This is a genomic window from Sphingobium sp. TCM1, from assembly GCF_001650725.1.
GTDB lineage: Bacteria > Pseudomonadota > Alphaproteobacteria > Sphingomonadales > Sphingomonadaceae > Sphingobium.
In genome coordinates this window covers 23,587-43,698 of record NZ_LXVX01000038.1, presented here as the reverse complement: position 1 = coordinate 43,698, position 20,112 = coordinate 23,587, and the positions used below count along the sequence as shown (strand labels likewise).

At 67.4% G+C, this 20,112-nt stretch carries 21 protein-coding genes; 10 read left to right on the top strand and 11 right to left on the bottom strand.

The window, feature by feature from the left end:
• The first annotated feature begins 3 nt into the window (after nt 1-3).
• Both cobI and cobJ read left to right on the top strand, forming a co-directional pair.
• Nucleotides 4-726 carry a precorrin-2 C(20)-methyltransferase gene (cobI, locus tag A7Q26_RS19530; protein WP_084439246.1) on the top strand — a complete coding sequence of 241 codons (723 nt, stop codon included), beginning with the start codon at nt 4-6 and terminating at the stop codon, nt 724-726.
• Nucleotides 723-1,472 carry a precorrin-3B C(17)-methyltransferase gene (gene cobJ, locus A7Q26_RS19525; RefSeq protein WP_066863207.1) on the top strand — a complete coding sequence of 250 codons (750 nt, stop codon included), beginning with the start codon at nt 723-725 and terminating at the stop codon, nt 1,470-1,472. The genes cobI and cobJ overlap by 4 nt, the downstream gene beginning before the upstream one ends.
• Here cobJ and A7Q26_RS19520 read toward each other — a convergent pair.
• The gene (locus A7Q26_RS19520; RefSeq protein WP_066863204.1) at nt 1,448-2,197 is read right to left on the bottom strand and encodes a cobalt-precorrin-6A reductase; all 750 of its coding nucleotides are present in this window, start codon (nt 2,195-2,197) and stop codon (nt 1,448-1,450) included. The genes cobJ and A7Q26_RS19520 overlap by 25 nt on opposite strands.
• Between A7Q26_RS19520 and A7Q26_RS19515 the strand changes: the two genes are divergently transcribed.
• The 7 genes from A7Q26_RS19515 to bluB are packed head-to-tail and all read left to right on the top strand — an operon-like array spanning nt 2,196 to nt 7,847.
• Nucleotides 2,196-3,401 carry a bifunctional cobalt-precorrin-7 (C(5))-methyltransferase/cobalt-precorrin-6B (C(15))-methyltransferase gene (locus A7Q26_RS19515; protein ID WP_066863201.1) on the top strand — a complete coding sequence of 402 codons (1,206 nt, stop codon included), beginning with the start codon at nt 2,196-2,198 and terminating at the stop codon, nt 3,399-3,401. The two genes, A7Q26_RS19520 and A7Q26_RS19515, sit on opposite strands and share 2 nt — an antisense overlap.
• Complete coding sequence (locus tag A7Q26_RS19510) at nt 3,398-3,763, top strand: cobalamin biosynthesis protein (protein WP_066863198.1); 366 nt, start codon at nt 3,398-3,400, stop codon at nt 3,761-3,763. Before A7Q26_RS19515 ends, A7Q26_RS19510 begins: the two co-directional genes overlap by 4 nt.
• The gene (cobM, locus tag A7Q26_RS19505) at nt 3,760-4,545 is read left to right on the top strand and encodes a precorrin-4 C(11)-methyltransferase (protein WP_066863195.1); all 786 of its coding nucleotides are present in this window, start codon (nt 3,760-3,762) and stop codon (nt 4,543-4,545) included. The genes A7Q26_RS19510 and cobM overlap by 4 nt, the downstream gene beginning before the upstream one ends.
• Entirely contained in the window at nt 4,542-5,849 is a 1,308-nt protein-coding gene (locus A7Q26_RS19500; protein WP_066863191.1) for a cobyrinate a,c-diamide synthase, read from the top strand. The genes cobM and A7Q26_RS19500 overlap by 4 nt, the downstream gene beginning before the upstream one ends.
• The gene (gene cobF / locus A7Q26_RS19495) at nt 5,846-6,601 is read left to right on the top strand and encodes a precorrin-6A synthase (deacetylating) (RefSeq protein WP_066863188.1); all 756 of its coding nucleotides are present in this window, start codon (nt 5,846-5,848) and stop codon (nt 6,599-6,601) included. The genes A7Q26_RS19500 and cobF overlap by 4 nt, the downstream gene beginning before the upstream one ends.
• Nucleotides 6,598-7,203, top strand: a complete 606-nt coding sequence (cobO, locus tag A7Q26_RS19490) for a cob(I)yrinic acid a,c-diamide adenosyltransferase (protein WP_066863185.1) — start codon at nt 6,598-6,600, stop codon at nt 7,201-7,203. Before cobF ends, cobO begins: the two co-directional genes overlap by 4 nt.
• A complete protein-coding gene (bluB, locus tag A7Q26_RS19485; RefSeq protein WP_066863182.1) occupies nt 7,200-7,847 on the top strand; it encodes a 5,6-dimethylbenzimidazole synthase in 648 nt (215 codons plus the stop codon). Before cobO ends, bluB begins: the two co-directional genes overlap by 4 nt.
• A 24-nt stretch (nt 7,848-7,871) precedes the next feature.
• On the opposite strand, the gene ccoS is transcribed toward bluB, so the two are convergent.
• The 10 genes from ccoS to A7Q26_RS19435 all read right to left on the bottom strand — a co-directional run bounded on the left by ccoS (nt 7,872) and on the right by A7Q26_RS19435 (nt 18,294).
• Nucleotides 7,872-8,018: a cbb3-type cytochrome oxidase assembly protein CcoS gene (ccoS, locus tag A7Q26_RS19480; RefSeq protein ID WP_066863179.1), complete on the bottom strand. Its 147-nt coding sequence runs from the start codon at nt 8,016-8,018 to the stop codon at nt 7,872-7,874.
• Nucleotides 8,015-10,147, bottom strand: a complete 2,133-nt coding sequence (locus tag A7Q26_RS19475) for a heavy metal translocating P-type ATPase (protein WP_066863177.1) — start codon at nt 10,145-10,147, stop codon at nt 8,015-8,017. The genes ccoS and A7Q26_RS19475 overlap by 4 nt, the downstream gene beginning before the upstream one ends.
• Nucleotides 10,147-10,602: a FixH family protein gene (locus A7Q26_RS19470; protein WP_066863175.1), complete on the bottom strand. Its 456-nt coding sequence runs from the start codon at nt 10,600-10,602 to the stop codon at nt 10,147-10,149. The genes A7Q26_RS19475 and A7Q26_RS19470 overlap by 1 nt, the downstream gene beginning before the upstream one ends.
• 3 nt (nt 10,603-10,605) lie before the next feature.
• On the bottom strand, nt 10,606-12,033 hold the full coding sequence (ccoG, locus tag A7Q26_RS19465; protein WP_066863747.1) for a cytochrome c oxidase accessory protein CcoG: 1,428 nt from the start codon (nt 12,031-12,033) through the stop codon (nt 10,606-10,608).
• Between the two features lie 147 nt (nt 12,034-12,180).
• On the bottom strand, nt 12,181-13,092 hold the full coding sequence (gene ccoP / locus A7Q26_RS19460; RefSeq protein ID WP_066863172.1) for a cytochrome-c oxidase, cbb3-type subunit III: 912 nt from the start codon (nt 13,090-13,092) through the stop codon (nt 12,181-12,183).
• Complete coding sequence (locus tag A7Q26_RS19455; RefSeq protein ID WP_066863169.1) at nt 13,085-13,255, bottom strand: cbb3-type cytochrome c oxidase subunit 3; 171 nt, start codon at nt 13,253-13,255, stop codon at nt 13,085-13,087. The genes ccoP and A7Q26_RS19455 overlap by 8 nt, the downstream gene beginning before the upstream one ends.
• Complete coding sequence (gene ccoO, locus A7Q26_RS19450; RefSeq protein ID WP_066863166.1) at nt 13,252-14,001, bottom strand: cytochrome-c oxidase, cbb3-type subunit II; 750 nt, start codon at nt 13,999-14,001, stop codon at nt 13,252-13,254. Before ccoO ends, A7Q26_RS19455 begins: the two co-directional genes overlap by 4 nt.
• A gap of 14 nt (nt 14,002-14,015) precedes the next feature.
• Nucleotides 14,016-15,677, bottom strand: coding sequence for a cytochrome-c oxidase, cbb3-type subunit I (ccoN, locus tag A7Q26_RS19445; protein ID WP_066863163.1), 1,662 nt, complete (start codon nt 15,675-15,677; stop codon nt 14,016-14,018).
• A gap of 214 nt (nt 15,678-15,891) precedes the next feature.
• Nucleotides 15,892-16,635: a Crp/Fnr family transcriptional regulator gene (locus A7Q26_RS19440; protein ID WP_066863160.1), complete on the bottom strand. Its 744-nt coding sequence runs from the start codon at nt 16,633-16,635 to the stop codon at nt 15,892-15,894.
• 75 nt (nt 16,636-16,710) lie between these two features.
• Nucleotides 16,711-18,294, bottom strand: coding sequence for a Na+/H+ antiporter (locus A7Q26_RS19435; RefSeq protein WP_066863158.1), 1,584 nt, complete (start codon nt 18,292-18,294; stop codon nt 16,711-16,713).
• A gap of 152 nt (nt 18,295-18,446) precedes the next feature.
• On the opposite strand from A7Q26_RS19435, the gene A7Q26_RS19430 reads away from it, so the two are divergent.
• A complete protein-coding gene (locus tag A7Q26_RS19430) occupies nt 18,447-20,108 on the top strand; it encodes a M28 family metallopeptidase (RefSeq protein ID WP_066863154.1) in 1,662 nt (553 codons plus the stop codon).
• The last annotated feature ends 4 nt before the right edge of the window (nt 20,109-20,112 follow it).

Below are 20,112 nucleotides of genomic sequence, written 5' to 3'. Positions count from 1 at the left end.
GGGATGCCGGGCACCATCCATGGCGTGGGCCTTGGCCCCGGCGCCCAGGACTTGTTAAGCGTGCGGGCCGACCGGCTGGTGCGCGAGGCGCGTCATGTCGCCTATTTCCGCAAGGCGGGGCGGCCGGGACAGGCGCGGCGCATCGTCGAGGGGATGCTGCGTGCGGACGTGGTCGAGATCGCGATGGAATATCCGGTGACGACCGAGATTCCGCTGAGCGATCCGCGCTACAAGGCCTGCCTGTCGGCCTTCTACGCCGATTGCACCCGGAAGCTCGCGGCGCTGGCGTGGGCGGGCGAGGATGTCGTCGTGCTGTGCGAGGGCGATCCCTTTTTCTACGGTTCCTTCATGCATCTGCACAGCCGCCTGGCGGGCGCCGCGCCGGTGCGGATCGTACCCGGGATCAGCGGCATGGCCGGCGCCTGGACGGCGAGCGGAACGCCGATCACCTGGGGCGACGACGTGCTGACGGTGCTGATGGCGACGCTGCCCGAGGACGACCTGGCCCGTCGTATCCGCGACACCGATGCACTGGTGGTCATGAAGATCGGCCGCAACCTGCCCAAGCTGCGCCGTGCGGTTGCGGCGGCCGGGCGCGAGGCCGAGGCGTGGCTGGTCGAACATGCCGCCATGCCCGAACAGAAGGTGACGCCGCTGGCCGATGCGGACAAGGTCACGCCCTACTTCTCTATCCTGCTGATCCATGGTCAGGGGCGGCGGCCATGAGCGGGTGGATCGCCATCGCCGGGCTGGGACCGGGCAGCGAAGCGCTGGTCACGCCCGAAGTTACGGCGGCATTGACCGAGGCGACCGACGTGGTGGGCTATATCCCCTATGTCGCGCGGATCGCACCGCGCGATGGCCTGACCCTGCATCCCTCCGACAATCGGGTGGAATGCGAACGCGCCGCTCATGCGCTGGAGATGGCGGCGGCCGGCCGACGGGTCGTCGTTGTGTCCTCGGGCGATCCGGGCGTCTTCGCGATGGCGGCGGCGGTGTTCGAGGTGCTGGAGGCCGGGCCGGGCGCATGGCGCGATCTCGATATTCGCGTGCTGCCGGGTATTACCGCGATGCTGGCGGCCAGTGCGCGGGCGGGCGCGCCGCTTGGCCATGATTTTTGCGCCATCAACCTGTCGGACAATCTCAAGCCCTGGGCGCTGGTGGAGCGACGGCTGCGGCTGGCGGTGGAAGCGGATTTCGCCATCGCCCTCTATAATCCACGATCCAAGGCCCGGCCGGAGGGTTTCGTGCGCGCGCTCGACCTGCTGCGCGATGCGAGCGGAGACGACCGGCCCATCCTGTTCGCGCGGGCGGTGTCGATGCCTGAGGAAACGCTGCATGTCGTCCCCTTGTCGCAGGCAACGCCCGACATGGCCGACATGCGGACTTTGGTCATCGTCGGATCGAGCCAGACGCGGATGATCCCGCGCGATGGCGCGCCGATCCTCTACACGCCCCGGTCGGCGCCATGATCGAGCCAGCGCAGCACGGCCTGCGGATCATGCAGTTCCAGCCGGTCGGGCAGGGCGGGCCGATCGATCATCAGCACGGGCAGGCCCAGGTTGCGCGCGGCGGCCAACTTGGCCTGTGCGCCCGTTCCGCCGGCATTCTTGCAGAGGATGAGGTCGATCCGGTGCGCCTGCATCAGTCGCGCGTCGCCATCCATGTCGAAAGGCCCGCGATCGACGACCAGATGGTGATGGGGCAGGGCCGGCGGCGCGAGTGGCTGATCGACGAAGCGCAGCAGATAGAAATGCTGCGGGCGGACAGCGAAGGCATCCGCGTGCATCCGGCCGAGCGCCAGCATGATCCGCATGGTGGGGCCGTCGATCGCCTCCATCGCAGCCGTCAGGTCCGGGACATGGCGCCATCGGTCCCCGGTGGTGGCGGCCCATGGCGGACGGGTCAGGGCGACGTGAGGGATGGCGGCGATGCGTGCCGCCGCCACGGCATTGGCGCTCATCGTCGCTGCAAAGGGGTGGGTGGCGTCGACCAGATGCGTGACGCCCTGCGCGCGCAGGTGGTCCACCAGCCCCTCCACCCCGCCGAAGCCGCCGACCCGCACCGGAACGGGCTGGGGACGCGGGCTTTCGACCCGGCCGGCATAGCTGAGCGTCGCCTGATCGCCGCGCTGTGCGAGCAGGCGGGCAAGCGCGCTGGCTTCGGTCGTGCCGCCCAATATGAGGATGTTGCGCATGGCTGATAGTCCGGCACGGCCATGGCTGACGATCGTCGGCATCGGCGAGGATGGATGGGACGGCCTGGGCGCGCCAGCCCGCGCGGCGATTGATGCGGCGGAACTGGTCATGGGACCAGCCCGGCATCTTGCGCTGCTGGGCGAGCATAGGGCGCGGATGCTGCAATGGCCAGTCCCCTTCGCCGATGGCATCCCGCTGTTGTTGGCGGAGCGCGGCCGGCGGGTGGTCGTGCTGGCGTCGGGCGATCCTTTCTGGTTCGGCGCGGGACGTAGCCTGGCCCAGGAGCTGGGGCGAGCGGAATGGGTGGCCTGTCCGACGCTTTCCACATTCTCGCTGGCGGCGGCGCGGCTGGGCTGGGCGGTTCAGGACATGGCCTGCGTCCCGTTGCACGCGGCGCCGGTTACGCGGCTGCGGCCGGACCTCGCGCCGGGGCGGCGCATGGTAGCGTTGCTGCGCGATGGCGCGGCGGTGAGCGAGGTGGCGGCCTACCTGCGCGATCAGGGCTTCGGCGCATCGACCCTGCACCTGCTGGAGGCGCTGGGCGGTCCGCGCGAGCGGGTGCGGGTCGTGCGCGCCGACAGCCCGATGCCGGACGATATAGCGCACCCCGTCGCGATCGGGATCGACTGCGCGGGAGAGGGCAGGGTGCTGTCCTGCGCATCGGGCATCGCCGACGAATGGTTCGATCATGACGGGCAGATCAGCAAGAGGCCGGTGCGGGCGCTGACCCTGTCTGCTTTGGCACCACGGCCGGGCGAACTATTGTGGGACATCGGGGCGGGATCGGGGTCGATCGGGATCGAATGGCTGCTGGCCCATCCCGCCAATCGCGTCGTCGCGCTGGAGGGCGATCCGGTGCGCGCGACCCGGATAAAAGTGAACGCCACGGCGCTGGGCGTGGACCGGATCGACGTGCTGACCGGTCGTGCGCCAGACCTGTTGCCACACGGCGTGCCGGATGCGGTCTTCATCGGTGGAGGCCTGTCGGAGGCGCTGCTGGAAGCGCTCTGGGCGCGCTTGCCTGTGGGGCGGCGATTGGTCGCCAATGCCGTGACATTGGAGTCCGAAGCGCTGCTCGGCCGTTGGCACGCGGCCAAGGGCGGGCATCTGCTGCGGATCGACCTGGCGCAGGCCGCGCCGATCGGATTGCGGCGGGGGTGGCGCGCGAGCTATCCGCTGGTGCAGTGGAGCGTGACCCTGTGATCGTGGCGGGTTTCGGATTTCGCGCCGGGGCGGGTGCGGCATCGTTGCGCGCGGCGCTGGACGGCGCGGGGCGTGGCCTGCCTCCAGTGACGCTGATCGCGGCGCCCGATGACAAGTTGGCGCTGCTCGCACCGCTGGCCGAGGAACTCGGAGTGCCGCTGGCGGGCCTTGCACCCGATGCGTTGATGGCCGTGGCCACCCCGACCCGATCCGCCGCGAGCCTCGCGGCGCGCGGCGTCGGCAGCCTATGTGAGGCAGTAGCGCTGGCGGCCGCGGGACCGGGCGCATCGCTGATCGCATCCCGCTTCATCGCACCCGACCGGATGGCGACCTGCGCCATCGCCCGAGGAGCTTTTTCATGACGATATATTTCATCGGCGCCGGTCCCGGCGCACCCGATCTGCTGACCCTGCGCGGCCGGGACCGGATCGCGGCATCGCCGGTCTGCCTCTATGCCGGGTCGCTGGTGCCGATCGCCTTGCTGGACCATTGTCCGCCCGGCGCGCGCATCGTGAACACGGCGACGCTCTCGCTCGATGAGATCATCGCCGAAATGGCGGCCGCCCATGTGGCGGGCCTGGATGTGGCTCGGTTGCATTCGGGCGACCTGTCCGTCTGGTCGGCGATGGGGGAGCAGTTGCGCCGCCTGCGCGCGCTCGCCATTCCCTATGAGGTGACGCCCGGCGTGCCCGCCTTTGCCGCCGCCGCCGCCGCGCTGGAGGCGGAACTGACGCTGCCGGGCCTCGCCCAGTCGCTGGTGCTGACCCGCACCCCCGGCCGCGCCAGCGCCATGCCGGCGAGCGAAAATCTCGCCGCTTTCGGGGCGAGCGGCGCCACGCTGGCCATCCACCTGTCCATCCACAATCTGGCGCAGGTCGTGGCCGACCTGCTGCCGATCCACGGAGTGGACTGTCCGGTGGCGGTCGTTTGGCGGGCCAGCTGGCCGGACCAGAGGATCGTGCGCGGGACGCTCGCCACCATCGAGCAGGCCGTGGCGGGCAGCATCGAGCGCACGGCGCTGATCCTCGTGGGCCAGGTGCTGGCGGCTGAGCGCTTTGGTGAAAGCAGCCTGTACGCGCCCGATTACGATCGCCGTTTCCGGCCACAGTCGGCCGATTCACGTTTTGCGGGTATCACCGAATGAATGCGCCCGGACTGATGATCGCCGCACCGGCCTCGGGGACGGGCAAGACCACGGTCATGCTGGGTCTGTTGCGGGCGCTGAGCGAGGACGGGTTGGCCGTCCAGCCGTTCAAGAGCGGGCCGGATTATATCGACCCGGCCTTTCATCGCGCGGCCTGCGGGCGCGCCTCGTTCAATCTGGACAGCTGGGCGATGACGCCGGGGCTGATCGACACGATCGTTGCCCAGGCGACCGGAGCCGATCTGGCGATCGCGGAAGGATCGATGGGCCTGTATGATGGTGTGGCCAGCAGGGGCGGCGCCGGTCATGGCGCGAGCGCCGACCTGGCGCGGCGGATGGGATGGCCGGTCGTGCTGGTGATCGATGTATCCGGGCAGGCACAGTCCGCCGCCGCGACCACGCTGGGCTTTGCCCGCTTCGATCCCGGCTTGCCCATTGCCGGCGTCATCCTCAATCGCGTCGCCAGTCCGCGGCATGGACGGCTGGTGCGTCGCGGCATGGAGATGGCCGGCATCCCGGTACTGGGCGCGCTCCCCCGGCGCGGCGACCTCAGCCTGCCGGAGCGGCATCTGGGTCTGGTGCAGGCAGTCGAGCATCCCGATCTCGACCGGGCGATCGCTGATTATGCCGCCTTCCTGCGCGATCATGCCGATCTCACCGCGATCCGGCAGGCGGCCGCAGGCGTTGTTGTTGGGGGCGGCGGGGCGTTGCCGCCGCCTCCCGCCCAGCGCATCGCGTTGGCGCGCGACGAAGCCTTTTCCTTCATCTATCCGCACCTGCTGGAAGGCTGGCGCCGCGCCGGCGCCGAGCTACAGGCCTTTTCCCCCCTGGCAGACGAAGCGCCGGCAGCGGATGCCGATCTTGTCTGGTTGCCCGGCGGCTATCCCGAACTTCATGCCGGGCGAATCGCTGCGGCCTCGCGCTTCCTGGCGGGGCTGCGCCGCCATGCGGCGAACCGGCCGGTGCATGGGGAATGCGGCGGCTACATGGTGCTGGGCGAAGCGCTGGTCGACAAGGACGGGGGGCGTCACGCCATGGCCGGCCTGCTGGGCCTCGTCACCAGCTACGCCCAGCGCCGGATGCATCTGGGCTATCGTCACGCCGCGCTGCTGGCGCCGGTCGGGGCGCTGGCGGCGGGAACGGCACTGCGGGGCCATGAATTTCACTATTCGACCATCCTCGACCAGCCCGACGCGCCACTGGCGCACGTGACCGACGCCGATGGGGCGGCGGTGGCGGAAACCGGGTCGCGGCGGGGATGCGTCACCGGCAGCTTCTTCCACATGATCGCGCCCGCCGCATGATCGACCTGACCCTGATCGGTATCGGCACCGGCGATCCGGAGCAACTCACGTTGGCGGCGATCCGCGCCATGAATGCCGCCGACCTGATACTGCTGCCCCGCAAGGGCGAGGACAAGACGGACCTGATCGCGGTGCGCCGGCATATCTGCGCCAGCGTGCTGACGGGCGATACCCGGATCGTCGAGTTCGACCTGCCGGTGCGACGGGGGCAGGGCGATTATCTGGGCGCGGTGCAGGACTGGCATGACGCCATCGCCGCCTGCTGGGCCGAGCAGTTGGCCGTGCATCTGCCCGCTGGTGGCCGGTTGGCGCTGCTCGTCTGGGGCGATCCGTCGCTCTATGACAGCACGTTGCGGATCGCCGAGCGGCTCCGCGCCTTGGGCGTGGATTTGCGCGTGTCGGTGGTGCCGGGGATCAGCAGCCTACAGGTTTTGACCGCCGCGCACGCCATTCCCCTGAACGCTCTGGCGGAGCCGGTCGTTGTCACCACCGGACGGCAATTGCGCGACCATGGCTGGCCGGCGCAGGCCGACAGCGTCGCCGTGATGCTGGACGGCGGCTGCGCGTTCCAGGCGGTCGACCCGGCGGGCGTGCGGATATGGTGGGGCGCCTATTTGGGCATGGCGGGACAGACCTTGGTCGCCGGGGAATTGACGCTGGTCGCCCCCCACATCGTGGAGCAGCGCGCGGCGCTGCGCGCCCGGCACGGCTGGATCATGGACATTTATCTGATGCGGAAGGAGAAAGGATGACGCAGGACGCCGAAGCGCGCCACGCCGAGAAGATGCGCAAGAAACAGGCGGCGCAAGCGAAGATCATGGCCAACAAGACCCAGGAAAAGGGGCTGTTGATCGTCCATACCGGCAAGGGCAAGGGCAAGACCAGCGCGGCGCTGGGCATGGTCGTGCGCGCCATCGGGCATGGCATGAAGGTCGGCGTCGTGCAGTTCGTGAAGGGCGCGATGGCGACCGGCGAGAAGGCGGTGTTCGATGCCTTCCCCGACAATGTCGCATTCAAGCCGATGGGGGAGGGCTTTACCTGGAACACGCAAGATCGCGCGCGCGACGTCGCGATGGCGCGCATGGCGTGGGAGGAAGTGAAGCGGATGATCGCCGATCCGGCCTATGACATGGTGCTGGCCGACGAACTCAACATCGTGCTACGCTATGATTATCTGCCGCTGGACGAAGTGCTGGCCGCAGTCACGGAGCGGGATGCAATGAAGCATGTCATCATCACCGGGCGTAATGCGCCCGATGCGCTGGTCGAGGCGGCCGATCTGGTGACGGACATGGTGATGGTGAAGCATCCCTTCCGGTCTGGCGTGAAGGCGCAGAAGGGCATCGAATTTTGAACGCAGCGCCGCCCGATTTCGACGCCACTTTCCTGGAGCAATTCGACGCGCTGCTGTGCTGGCGCCGCGACGTCCGGCATTTCCGAACCGATGAAGTGCCGGAACCTGTCATGCAGGAGCTGCTGGCCAAGGTCAGCCTGGCACCGTCGGTCGGCAATGCGCAGCCCTGGCGGCTGGTGCGGATCGGATCGCGCGATCTGAAAACGCGGATTGCCGAGCATGTCGATCGGCAGCGCTGCGCCGCCGCAGATCGCTACGCGGACGCCGACCAGCGCGCTCACTATCTTTCGCTCAAGCTGCATGGCGTGCGCGAGGCGCCCCAGCTGCTCGCAGTCTTCTCCGACGAACATCCCGAAACGGGCCACGGCCTTGGCATCGCGACCATGCACGAGATGTTGCGCTATTCCACCGTCATGGCGATTCACACCCTGTGGCTGGCGGCACGGGCGCGGGGCATTGGCCTTGGCTGGGTGTCGATCGTCGACCCGGCGACGATCGCCGCGATGCTGGAGGTGCCCGACGACTGGCGCCTGATCGCCCTGCTCTGCATCGGTTATCCCGACGGACCATGCGCCACGCCAGAACTGGAACAACGGGGCTGGCAAGCGCGCGAGGCGCTGAAGGATCGTCTGTTCGAGCGTTGAGCGCCGGCCACGCGGGCTGTTTGCTTACTCCTCGTCCGGTTCGGCCAGGATACGCATGGCCGCGCCGTCCAGATCGTCGAACTGGCCGTTGCGCATGGCCAGAAAGAAGGCTGCCAGCGCGACCAGGCCGCAGATGAGCGCCAGCGGGACAAGAAGGACGAGGCCGGTCATCGGGCGCTCCCGTTCAGGCGCAGGGCGTTGGCGACTACGATCAGCGAGGAGAGCGACATGGCGACCGCCGCGACCAGGGGTGTGACCGCGCCGCCGATCGCAAGCGGCACCGCCAGCACATTATAACCGATCGCCAGCGCGAAATTCTGCTTCACCACCCGCACCGTCCGTCGCGCGGCGCGCAGCGTGACCGCCACTGGCGCCAGACGATCACCCAGAAAGACGATGTCGGCGGTCAGCTGGCTTGCGTCGCTGGCGGATGCGGGCGCCATGCTGGCATGGCCCGCCGCCAGCGCCGGCCCGTCATTGAGGCCGTCTCCCACCATCAGCACCCGCCGCCCCTGCCGCTTCAGTCGCTCGATCAGGGCCAGCTTTTCCGCAGGCCGCAGATGGCCGATTGCGGTGGTGCGGGTCGCGCGAGCGATCTCCTCCAGCGCCTCGGGCCGGTCGCCGCTGGCGATGAGGGTCTGGAGCCCGGCTTCGCGCAGGTCCGCGACCACCTCCAATGCATCGGGACGGATCGCATCGGCGAAGCAGAGCAGCGTCGCCGTCTCGCCGCGCCGATATTCGCTGGCCAGCCCGAACAGGTTGATGAGGCTGCGCGGGCGGGCGAGTGCGACGGCTTCGTTCCGGTATCGGGCGAACACGCCCTCGCCGGCGACCTCCCGAACATCCGCGATCGGGGCCGCTTCCATGCCGTCGAGCGCCTGGCGCAGGGCGTTGCTGAGCGGATGGCGGCTGGCGCGCGCCAGCGCCAGCAGGATGGCGCGATCTTCGTCGGCGAGCCGATCAAGATTGCACGGCACCGGGCGGCCGAGCGTCAGCGTGCCGGTCTTGTCGAAGACAATCTCGTCCACCTCCGCCAGCCGCTCCAGCGCCGACCCGTCCTTGACCAGCACGCCGCGCCGCATGAGCGCGCCGCACGCGACCACCTGGGCGGCCGGGACCGCCAGCCCGAGCGCGCAGGGGCAGGTGATGAGCAGAACCGCGACCGCGATCAGCAGCGCCTGATGGACGCCCGCTCCAGCGACCAGCCAACCGAGGAAGGACAGGGCCGCCAGCGCATGGACGCAGGGCGCATAAAGCCGTGCCGCCCGGTCCGCCAGCCGCACATAGCGCGACCTGCCCTGTGCGGCCTGTTCCATCAGGCGGGCGATGTCGGCGATCACGGTATCCGGTCCTGCCGCCGTGACCGCGACGCGGATCGGCCCTTCGATATTGAGCGCGCCGGCCTGCGCATCGTCGCCGGGACCGACACGGACGGGCGCGCTTTCCCCGGTCAGGAACGATATGTCCAGACCGCTGGTCCCCTCCAATACGCGCCCGTCCGCCGCCAGTCGCTCCCCCGCGGCGACCAGCATCTCCATCCCCGGCCGCAACGCATCGGCCCTGGTCCACACGCTGCGTCCGCCGGCTTCCAGCACCAGCGCGCCCGGCGCGGTCTGCCTGAGCAGCGCGGCGACGCCCGCCCGCGCCCGCCCGCGCATCATGCTGTCGAGGCAGCGGCCCGCCAACAGGAAGAAGAGCAGCATCACCGCCCCGTCGAACCAGGCGTGGTCGCCGCCGGTCAGCGTTTCAAAGAGACTCATCCCCGTCGTCAGCAGCACCCCGATGCTGATCGGCACGTCCATGTTGGTGCGCCGTTGCCGCACCGCCGCCCAGGCGGAGCGGAAGAAGGGTCGGCCCGCATAGGCGACGGTCGGCAGCGCGATGAGGGCGGACAGCCAGTGAAACATCTGCCGTGTCGCACCGTCCGCGCCGGACCAGATCGACACCGACAGCAGCATGATGTTCATCGCGGCAAAGCCCGCCACCGCCAGCGCCCGGACGAGCGCGCGATTTTCCGCCGCGGCAGTATCGACGGCAGGGTCGGCCAGCGGTTCCGCGTCGAAGCCCAGTGCGGCGATGGCGGCTTTCAACGCAGGCGGCGCCAGCGCCGGATCATGCCGGATCGCCACCCGCCTGGCGCTCATGTTGACTCGTGCGGAATCGATGCCGGGCACCTTGGCAAGGCCATTCTCGATCTTGGAAATGCAGCCGGCGCAATGGAGCGAGGGGACGGCGAACAGGCTTTCGATGGTGGCGGGAAGGGTGTGCGGCGCTGGTTGGAACAGGGGTTGGGTCGCCATCACATCACCTCCCGCAACAGATGCTGCGCGCCATGGTCGATGTCGAAGCGCAGCTGCCAGCGCCCGGCCGGCAGGGCGCGGTCGCTGGCATAGCGGCCCGGCGCCGTTTCGTGGAAGATGAGCGGAATGTCGGCCGCGCGACCGAGCGGATGCTCCGCCACCGCCGTCACCGGCGCACCGAGGATCGGCGCGCCTGAGCGGCCGGCCAGCGCCAGCGTCACCTGGCGGCGGTCGGTCAGCGCCACATGATCCTTCCAGCCAAGCTGGTCCTGCGCCCGCGCCTGCGTCAGATAGCGGTTGAACTTCTGGCTCTCGACATAGCTGTTGGCGACCACCGTCCCGCCAAAGGAGCGGATCGCGACCGTCGCCATCAGCAGATTCACGGCGATCACCACGGCGAAGAAGGCGACCAATATGCCGGTCATGTGCCAGCCGGTGAAGCGTCGGGTCTGCATGGGTCAGGGCCTTTCAAAACGGGCGGGTTCGCGCGCGTCGCCGCCTTCGCGGTCGGTGGCGGTCACGGTGAATCTGAAATCCTGCCGCGCGGGTCCGGCGGGAGGGGCGGCGATGAAGATCCGCAACTTGGCCACGCTGTCGGCCGGGACCGTGGCGGTGACGGACGGCGCGGCGGCATCGCGCGGCATGGCGTCGGTCCACAGCCTGGCGTCGGCCAGTCCTTCGACCTGGACCCGCACCGGGCGCGGCCGGGCCTCCATGTTGCGGACCTTGACCATATAGGCGTTGCGGATCGCGCCATCGGACAGCCGGACGAAGATGGGGTTGCGGTCCTGCTGCGCGGCGATGTCGATGCGGGTGCGCGCGCCGAGCGCGAACAGCATGGCCGTGCCGATCGACGTCCATATCGCTGCATAGGCGATAGTGCGCGGCCGCAGCAGCGTCTTCAATATCGGCCTGGATGGCGCGCCATTCTTCTCGGCCTCGGCATCCTCCTGCGTGCAATAGTCGATCAGCCCGCGGGGCCGGCCGACCTGAGCCATCACCTTGTCGCAGGCGTCGATGCACAACGCACAGGTGATGCAGCCGATCTGTGGCCCTTCGCGAATGTCAATGCCGGTCGGGCAGACCGCGACGCACTGATTGCAGTCGATGCAGTCGCCGAAATCGCCCGGATGCGCCTCCGCCTTCTTCAGGCTTGCACGCTTTTCCCCACGCCAGTCCTTGTAGGTGACGACCAGCGATTTTTCATCCAGCATCGCCGTCTGGATGCGCGGCCAGGGACACATGTAGATGCACAGCTGTTCGCGCAGGAAGCCGCCCAGGATGAAGGTCGTGGCGGTCAGCACGCCGACCGTTCCATAGGCGACGGGCGCGGCCGAACCCGTCCAGAATTCCCGCTGGAGCGTCGGCGCGTCCGCGAAATAGAAGATCCACGCGCCGCCGGTCAGGAAGGCGATGGCCAGCCATACGCCCCATTTGGCGAGGCGCCGGGCCGCTTTGGCGGCGCTCCATGGCGCCTTCGCCAACCTGATCTGCGCATTGCGGTCGCCGTCGATAAAGCGCTCGACATGCTGGTAGAGGTCGGTCCAGACGGTCTGCGGGCAGGCATAGCCGCACCAGGCGCGGCCCACCGCCGATGTCACCAGGAACAGCCCTATCCCCGCCATGACGAGCAGGCCCGCCACATAATAGAATTCGTGGGGCCAGATCTCGATGGCGAACATGTAGAAGCGCCGGTGGGCGAGGTCGACCAGCACCGCCTGATCGGGCGCGTAGGGACCGCGATCCCAGCGAATCCAGGGCGTCCCCCAGTAAATAGCCAACGTCACCGCCATGATCGCCCATTTCAGGCGGCGATAGAAGCCATCGACCGCCTTGGGATAGACGCCCTTGCGCTTCTCGTAGAGGTCGCCGGAGGCCGGAGGCATCAGCACGTCACCGATCCTCCCCTGCAAGGGGAGGGGGACCGCCGCCCGAGGCGGTGGTGGAAGGGTGTCGCCCTGTCGATGGCGCGACGCCCCTCCGTCATCGCGTCGCGATGCCACCCCACCTTCCAGAGGAGGATTTGCGGGGGGTCACTCCGCACCATTGGCCGCTTCCACCGGCGTCGCCTCGCCGCCGCCCAGGCTGTGGACATAGGCCGCCAGCATCCGGATGGTTGCCTTGTCGAGCTTGTCGTCCCAGCGCGGCATCACGCCCTGGCGGCTGTTCCATATAGTCTCCCGGATCGTGTCCGCATCACCGCCATAGAGCCAGATGCCGTCGGTCAGGTTGGGCGCGCCCAGAGTGCGGCTACCCTTGCCGTCCGCGCCGTGGCAAACCGCGCAATTGTCCGCGAACAGCCTGGCGCCGCGCTGCGAGGCTGCGCCGGGCTTGACCTGCCGGCTGATGACGCGGACATGGGCGACCAGGTCGTCTACCTGCGTGCCGGTCAGCAGCTGGTCGCGGCCGAAGGCGGGCATGATCGACTGGCGCGTCGCATCATGATCGGGATTGCGCACCCCGTCGACGATGGTCCTTTCGATGGTGGCAAGATCGCCGCCCCACAACCAGTCATCGTCATTGAGGTTGGGATAGCCCTTTGCCCCGGCAGCGCCCGAGCCATGGCACTGGACGCAATGGACCTTGAAGGCGGCGCGGCCGCCCTCGACCGCCGCCTGCATCAGGTGCGGCCGGCCGGGCAGGTCGGTGATCGACGTGTCCGCGATCGCCTTGTGGATCGGCGCGATCTGCGCCTCGCGCGCCGCAAGTTCCTGCTCCAGCGTACCCCGGCTCGACCAGCCAAGCGTGCCCCGCGTATAGTCGCTCACCAGCGGCCAGGCGGGATAGGCGATGCAATAGCCGATCGCGAAGAGGATGGTCGCATAGAAAGTCCACAGCCACCAGCGTGGCAGCGGCGTGTCCAGTTCGGCGATGCCGTCCCATTCATGGCCCTTGAGTTCGGTGCCGGTGGCGGTGTCGATCCGCTTGTCGCTTGCGTCAGCCATGGTCGGCCTCCGTCTCAGTCTCGGTGAAGATCATCGTGGCGGCGCGCTGGCTGTGCCGGCGGCCGCGGGGCAGGAAGTGCCAGCCGATGAGGATGAGGTAGCTGACCCCCATGAAGACCAGCCCCCAGCTGTCGGCGAAATGGCGCAGGGCGTCGTAGTTCATCGCGACCCCTCCTGCGGCGCCTTTTCCAGGGGCTTGGCCGCGTCGACATCGACCAGAGTGCCGATCATCTGGAGATAGGCGACCAGCGCGTCCATTTCGGTCAGCTTGTTCGGGTTGCCGTCGAAATCGCGGACCTGCGCCTTGGGATAGCGTGTGCGCAGGTCGGCGGTGTCGGCATCGGGATCGGCCTGTGCCATCAGGTCGTCGTTCGCCTTGGCCACGTCATCCTTGCTGTAGGGCACGCCGACCCGCGTCAGCGCGGTCAGGTCGCCGCGCATGTCGCCGGTCTTCAGCTCGCGCTCGCCAAGGAAGGGATAGGTCGGCATGATCGATTCCGGCACCACGGCGCGCGGATCCTTGAGATGCTGGACATGCCATTCGTCCGAATAGCGGCCGCCGACCCGCGCCAGGTCCGGCCCGGTGCGCTTCGACCCCCATTGGAAGGGATGGTCGTACATGCTCTCCGCCGCCAGGCTGTAATGGCCATAGCGTTCGGTCTCGTCGCGGAAGGGGCGGATCATCTGGCTGTGGCAATTGTAGCAGCCTTCGCGAATGTAGATGTTCCGGCCCGCCAGCTCCAGCGGGGTATAGGGGCGCACCCCCTCCACCTTCTCGATCGTGTTGTCGATCCAGAAGAGGGGCGCGATTTCCACGATGCCGCCAATGGCGACGACGATGAGGGAGGCAATGCCCAGCAGCGAGATATTGCGCTCCAGCCTGCCATGATCGAAATATTTGGAAACCATGTCCCGTGTCTCCCTTAGGCTGGCTGAGCGGCGATGAGGGGCTTGTCGGCGATCGCGTCATAGGCCGCGTCGCGCAGCGGCTGTTCCTCGCGCAGCGGCTTGCCCGCGATGGTCATGCCGATGTTCCAGGCCATGATGATCGCGCCGGAGAGGTAAAGCAGCCCGCCCGCCGCGCGGATGAGGTACATGGGCCACATCGCGCGCACGACTTCGGAGAAGGCGTAGACGAGATAGCCGTCGCTGCCATATTCGCGCCACATCAGCCCTTGCATGATGCCCGCGACCCACATGGCGGCGGCGTAGAGGACGATCCCCACGGTCGCGAGCCAGAAGTGCCAGTTGATGAGGCGCAGGCTGTAGAGCCGCTCGCGCTTCCACAGGCGGGGCGTCAGATAATAGAGGCAGGCGAAAGTGATGAGGCCGTTCCAGCCCAGCGCGCCGCTATGGACGTGGCCGATGGTCCAGTCGGTATAGTGGCTGAGGCTGTTGACCGCCTTCACCGACATCATCGGCCCTTCGAAAGTGGACATGCCGTAAAAGGCCAGCGCCATCACCATCATGCGGATGATCGGGTCGGTGCGGATCTTGTCCCAGGCGCCGTTCAGCGTCATCAGGCCGTTGATCATCCCGCCCCAGCTGGGCATCCACAACATGATCGAGAAGACCATGCCCAGCGTCTGCGCCCAGTCGGGCAGCGCGGTGTAATGGAGATGGTGCGGCCCCGCCCAGATATAGAGGAAGATCAGCGACCAGAAGTGGATGATCGACAGGCGATAGCTGTAGACCGGCCGTTCCGCCTGCTTGGGCACGAAATAATACATCATGGCGAGGAAGCCGGCGGTCAGGAAGAAGCCGACCGCATTATGGCCGTACCACCATTGCGTCAGCGCATCCTGCACGCCAGCAAAGGCGCTGTAGCTCTTGGACCCGAGCAGGCTGACCGGCATCGACAGATTGTTGACGATGTGCAGCATCGCGATGGTCAGGATGAAGCTGAGGTAGAACCAGTTGGCCACATAGATGTGCGGCTCCGACCGCTTCATCACGGTGCCGCCGAACACGACCAGATAGGCTACCCAGACGATCGTCAGCCACAGGTCCACATACCATTCGGGTTCGGCATATTCCTTGCCCTCCGTGATGCCGAGCAGATAGCCGGTCGCGGCGAGGACGATGAAGAGCTGATAGCCCCAGAAGACGAAATCGGCGAGCTTCGGCGAGAACAGCCGTGCGCGGCAGGTGCGCTGCACGACATAGAAGCTGGTCGCGATCAGCGCGTTGCCGCCGAAGGCGAAGATGACCGCCGAGGTATGGAGCGGCCGAAGCCGTCCGAAGCTGGTATATTCGAGACCCAGGTTGAGTGCGGGAAAGGCAAGTTGCAGCGCGATGTAGAGACCGGCCAGAAATCCCGCCAGACCCCAGAAGACCGTAGCGATCACGCCCCAGCGGATCACATCGTCATAATAGAGCCCCTGGTCGGCCGGCATCTTCACCAGCCCGCGCATGATGCCGGCATAGTCGGCGCTGCGCATGGCGGATATCGCCAGCCCCAGCGCCACCGCGCTGATGATCCCCATATGGACGGCGAAACCGCCGTCCGCCGCCGCCAGCATCGCTGCGAAGGCGGCGAGTGCGAGCGCGAACCAGCCGCCCGTCCTCAAAACCAATCTGTCCATGGACATTCCCCGCTTGAAGGCTTTGCGACGCCCCTGTCCGGAATGCCGCACCCATGGCCTGCGTCTGTCAAAAGTGGGAGGATGGGTCTTTACGGGAAAATGCGTAGGCCTGAGGGCGAAGAGGGGCGCGACATGCCCCATTCACTTCGTCGTTCCCGCGCAGGGAGGGAAGCCCATGAAATAAGAGATTGCGGTCGTTAAAGCCGGGCAGGCGCTAATCCGCGTCCGCCAGCCGCTCCAGCGCGGCCTTGTCGACCAGCCGAACGCCGCGTCGCCCGATCAGGTCGATCACGCCCGCGCGTTTCATCTCGGTCATCTGGCGCGACACCGTCTCGATCGTGATGCCCAAAATGTCGGCGATCTGCTGGCGCGAGAGGGGCAGTTCGATCACCCCGTCACAGTCGGCGCGCAGCCGCCGCCCCATGTCGAGCAGGAAGGTCGCGACCTTCTCGCGCGCGGTCTTGCGTCCCAGGAGCAGCATCCAGGCACGGGTACGATCGAGATCGTCCAACGTCCGCTGGAGCAGCCGGTGCTGCAATTCGCCATGCCGCATCGCGAAACCGTCGAACGCGCCGCGCGGGAAAAGGCAGAGCCGCGCATTGGTGAGTGCTGTAACGCTGTGTGGCGTGCGCGCGCCGAAGGGACGACCGATGAAGTCGGACGCATAGACCACGCCGACGATCTGCTCGCGCCCGTCGCCGGTCGAGGTGGCGAGCTTGAGCGTGCCTTCGATGACGTTGGCGACAACAGTGCTGTCATCCCCTTCCCACATCACCGTCTGCCCGGCATGGAGAGCCACCCGCCGCCCGATCCGGCTCAGCGCGTCGCGATCGGGATCGGAAAGGTCGGCGCAAATGGCATGATCGCGCACGACGCAACTGTCGCAGGACTGGCCGCCGCAGGCGCGGGCCATGGTCGGGAGGGCGGCATTTTGCGCCATGTCAAATCGCATGTCCATGATCGCTGCATGACGCGGCCGCAGGCGTCGACCTATCCGTAAATGTCCCTAAACCAGCGACGCCGCCATGGACCGTCAGGCCTTGGCGGACCAGGCGCTCAGTTCTTCCAGGTCAAGGTCGCGCTCCAGTTCCTGAAGGACATGTTCGTCGATGTCGCCGGCCCGGTGCAGGCGGAGCAGTTCGGCGCGGCCGGCGGCGATCGCTTCCAGGACCAGGTCGAAATGGGCATGGAGCCGATCGGCATAATGTTCTTCCTGGCCCGCATAGTCGGCGGATATTTCGGCCCGACGCTGGTAGCGGGTCAGGAGCTGCGGATGCAGCAGCGTTCCGTCCGCATCATAGGCCAGCGCCTCGACCCTGACGGCCTGGGCCTTCGCCATGGCGGCTTCCGCCTCGCTCATGCTGAGGCGCGGCCGTTCATGCTCGGTGTCGCTGAGGCCGGCCCAGCGGATGAGCAGGCCAAGCGTCGTCCCCTGGAGGAGAACGGTGCCGAGGATGACCCCGAAGGCGGCGACCAGCATGAAGTCGCGACCGGGGAAATCCTGCGGCACGCTGAGCGCCACCGCCAGCGTCACCACGCCACGCATTCCTGCCCAGCTCAGCACGGCGGAGCGCGCGGCGCCCAGTGGCGCGCGATGGGGCAGCCCCATCGCGCAGAAGAGGCGCAGGAGCGCGTCCGCTCCGAACACCCAGGCGAAACGTGCAACGATCAAGGCGAGCAGGATGACGAGTACGGGCACCGCCATGTCGTCGAGCACCACGCCGAAGCCGCCGACACGCTCCACCACGCCGCGCAGCGACGAGCCGATCAGCATGAAAACGGTCGCTTCCATCAGGAAGATCATGACCGCCCAGAAGGACGTGCCGCGCATCCGCACGGCGGCGGAAAACACGACATGCTGGTACCAGCCGCAGATGAGACCCGTCGTCACGGTGGCGATCACGCCCGAAACGTGGAAGGTTTCGCCGAGCAGATAGGCCGACCAGGGCGCCAGCATGGAGGAGGCGATCATCAGATATTCGTCGCCCAGTCGCCGCACCAGCAGCACCCAGGCTGCGCCGATCGCTGCGCCTACCAACAGGCCGCCGACCAGAAGCGCCAGGAAGCTGCCCAGCGCGTCGACCGCGCTGAAGCTGCCCGTCACCCCGGCGGCGATGGCGAAGCGGAACAGGACCAGGCCGGTGGCGTCGTTCAGCAGGCTTTCGCCTTCCAGCAGGATCGATAGGCGGCGGGGCAGCTTCACCCGTTGCAGCACGGCGCGCGCCGACACTGCGTCGGGCGGCGAGACGATGGCGCCCAGCGCGGCGCACGCGGCCCAGGGAAGCGAGGGCATCAGCAAATGGACCACCACCGCCACGAGAAGGGTGGTGAAGATCACCGCCCCGACCGCAAGCGACACGATGCCGAGCATGTGGCGCTTCATATGGCCAAGTGCGATGAACCAGGCGCCGTCCATCAGCAGGGGCGGCAGGAAGATGACGAGGACCAGTTCGGGATCGAGCGAGATGACCGGCAGGCCCGGCAGGAAGGCGAGCAGCGCGCCGCCCGAAAGCAGCGCGACGGCCGGGGGCAGGCCAAGGCGGTGTGCTGCGTAGTGGAGCGCGATGATGGCCAGCAGCATCGCCACGAGAAGTTCGAAATATTGCATCGGGTGCATGGGCTCGCTCTGGCTGACGCGGGTGGGATGACCCTAGCGCAGGGTCGCTTGCTGTCCAGCGCATAAGCGGTCGCTTATTGGTCGTACATATATCGACATGGCGTGCAAGATCGGCCAGATCATCGTCCATGCCGACCTATCGGAGATGGAATATGTCGCCAAGTTTCAAGATTCTGCGGTTCATGACCGGTGCCGCTCTGTTATCCGCTTCCGCCATGGCGGTGGCTGCTTCGGGCGCCGCGCCGCAGTTCGACGTCCAGCGCATCGTCACCGACATCAAGACGCTGGCCAGCGACGAATTTGAAGGGCGCGGCCCCGCGACCCCGGCGGAGGCCAAGACGATCGGCTATATCGCCGCGCAGATGAAGGCGGCGGGGCTGACGCCGGCCGGCGACAAGGACGGCTGGTTCCAGGACGTGCCGCTGCGCATGTCGAACATCACGGGCACCCCGGCACTGTCGATGACGATCGGCGGCGCGACGCAGCCTCTGGCGCAGGGCGGTGAGATCGCGGTGCGCGCGGCCGAGACGGGCCAGTCGTCGGTCAAATTCGCGGACTTGCCGCTGGTCTTCGTCGGCTATGGCGTCAAGGCGCCCGAACGCGGCTGGGACGACTTCAAGGGCGTGGACCTGAAGGGCAAGATCATGGTCGTGCTGGTCAATGACCCGGACTTCGAGGGGGGCGAGGGCGATTTCGGCGGCAAGCTGATGACCTATTATGGCCGCTGGACCTACAAATATGAGGAAGCCGCGCGGCAGGGTGCGGCCGGCGTGCTGGTGGTGCATGAAAGCGAGCCGGCCTCCTACGGCTGGGCGACCGTTAAGAACAGCAACACCAACACCATGTTCGACATCGTTCGCGCCGATCCCAAGGCCGCGCATACCCAGATGGAAGGCTGGATTCAGAAGGATCTGGCGGCCAAGATTCTGGCCGCGTCAGGGATCGATTTCGAGGCGGCCAAGGCGGCGGCCCGCAAAAAGGATTTCAAGCCGATTCCGCTCAAGGCGACGATGAGCGCGGATTATGCGGTGAAGTCCGAGATCATCACCTCTCACAATGTCGCGGGGCTGGTGCGGGGCAGCAAATATCCCGATGAGACGGTGATCTATTCGGCGCATTGGGACCATCTGGGCATCGGTGCGCCGGACGCGAAGGGCGATACCATCTATAATGGCGCGCGTGACAATGCGTCGGGCACCGCCGCGCTGCTGGAACTGGCGCGGGCCTATGCCAAGGGGACGAAACCCGAGCGCAGCGTGTTGTTCCTGGCGGTGACGGCGGAGGAAAAGGGGCTACTCGGCTCCGAATATTATGCCGACAATCCTTTGCGGCCGCTCGCGACGACGGCGGGCGTCGTCAATATGGACGGACCGTTCGGCGTCGAGAAGACGACGAATTTCAGCATTTCCGGTGCGGCCAGGCTGGACCTGCTGACCATGCTGACCGAGGAGGGCGAGAAGCTGGGCCGGCATTACACGCCCGACGCGCGACCGGAGGCCGGCAGCTTCTACCGCTCCGACCATTTCCCGATGGCGAAGCGCGGAGTGCCGGCGATTTCCTTCAATCCGGGACGTGAGCTGGTCAATGGCGGCGCTGCGCGCGGCAAGGAACTGGGCGACATCTACACGCGCGATCGCTACCACCAGCCCGCCGACCAATATGACGATAGCTGGGACACGGGCAGCTGGGCGGGGGATATGACCCTGCTTTACAATGTCGGGCGCCGGGTCGTCGATGGTCATGGCTGGCCGAACTGGTCCGCCGACAGCGAGTTTCGCGCGGCGCGCGACGTCAGCGCGGCGCAGCGCAAATAAGCAG

What these genes read in the sequence shown, in the direction of transcription:
- ccoN (WP_066863163.1), bottom strand. Translation starts at nt 15,677, where the DNA reads ATGGACAGATTGGTTTTGAGGACGGGCGGCTGGTTCGCGCTCGCACTC.
- cobM (WP_066863195.1), top strand. Translation starts at nt 3,760, where the DNA reads ATGACGATATATTTCATCGGCGCCGGTCCCGGCGCACCCGATCTGCTG.
- A7Q26_RS19470 (WP_066863175.1), bottom strand. Translation starts at nt 10,602, where the DNA reads ATGCAGACCCGACGCTTCACCGGCTGGCACATGACCGGCATATTGGTC.
- A7Q26_RS19515 (WP_066863201.1), top strand. Translation starts at nt 2,196, where the DNA reads ATGGCTGATAGTCCGGCACGGCCATGGCTGACGATCGTCGGCATCGGC.
- A7Q26_RS19435 (WP_066863158.1), bottom strand. Translation starts at nt 18,294, where the DNA reads ATGCACCCGATGCAATATTTCGAACTTCTCGTGGCGATGCTGCTGGCC.
- cobO (WP_066863185.1), top strand. Translation starts at nt 6,598, where the DNA reads ATGACGCAGGACGCCGAAGCGCGCCACGCCGAGAAGATGCGCAAGAAA.
- A7Q26_RS19475 (WP_066863177.1), bottom strand. Translation starts at nt 10,147, where the DNA reads ATGGCGACCCAACCCCTGTTCCAACCAGCGCCGCACACCCTTCCCGCC.
- A7Q26_RS19455 (WP_066863169.1), bottom strand. Translation starts at nt 13,255, where the DNA reads ATGAACTACGACGCCCTGCGCCATTTCGCCGACAGCTGGGGGCTGGTC.
- cobF (WP_066863188.1), top strand. Translation starts at nt 5,846, where the DNA reads ATGATCGACCTGACCCTGATCGGTATCGGCACCGGCGATCCGGAGCAA.
- cobI (WP_084439246.1), top strand. Translation starts at nt 4, where the DNA reads ATGCCGGGCACCATCCATGGCGTGGGCCTTGGCCCCGGCGCCCAGGAC.
- ccoG (WP_066863747.1), bottom strand. Translation starts at nt 12,033, where the DNA reads ATGCCTCCGGCCTCCGGCGACCTCTACGAGAAGCGCAAGGGCGTCTAT.
- A7Q26_RS19500 (WP_066863191.1), top strand. Translation starts at nt 4,542, where the DNA reads ATGAATGCGCCCGGACTGATGATCGCCGCACCGGCCTCGGGGACGGGC.
- ccoS (WP_066863179.1), bottom strand. Translation starts at nt 8,018, where the DNA reads ATGACCGGCCTCGTCCTTCTTGTCCCGCTGGCGCTCATCTGCGGCCTG.
- A7Q26_RS19430 (WP_066863154.1), top strand. Translation starts at nt 18,447, where the DNA reads ATGTCGCCAAGTTTCAAGATTCTGCGGTTCATGACCGGTGCCGCTCTG.
- A7Q26_RS19520 (WP_066863204.1), bottom strand. Translation starts at nt 2,197, where the DNA reads ATGCGCAACATCCTCATATTGGGCGGCACGACCGAAGCCAGCGCGCTT.
- A7Q26_RS19440 (WP_066863160.1), bottom strand. Translation starts at nt 16,635, where the DNA reads ATGGACATGCGATTTGACATGGCGCAAAATGCCGCCCTCCCGACCATG.
- cobJ (WP_066863207.1), top strand. Translation starts at nt 723, where the DNA reads ATGAGCGGGTGGATCGCCATCGCCGGGCTGGGACCGGGCAGCGAAGCG.
- ccoO (WP_066863166.1), bottom strand. Translation starts at nt 14,001, where the DNA reads ATGGTTTCCAAATATTTCGATCATGGCAGGCTGGAGCGCAATATCTCG.
- ccoP (WP_066863172.1), bottom strand. Translation starts at nt 13,092, where the DNA reads ATGGCTGACGCAAGCGACAAGCGGATCGACACCGCCACCGGCACCGAA.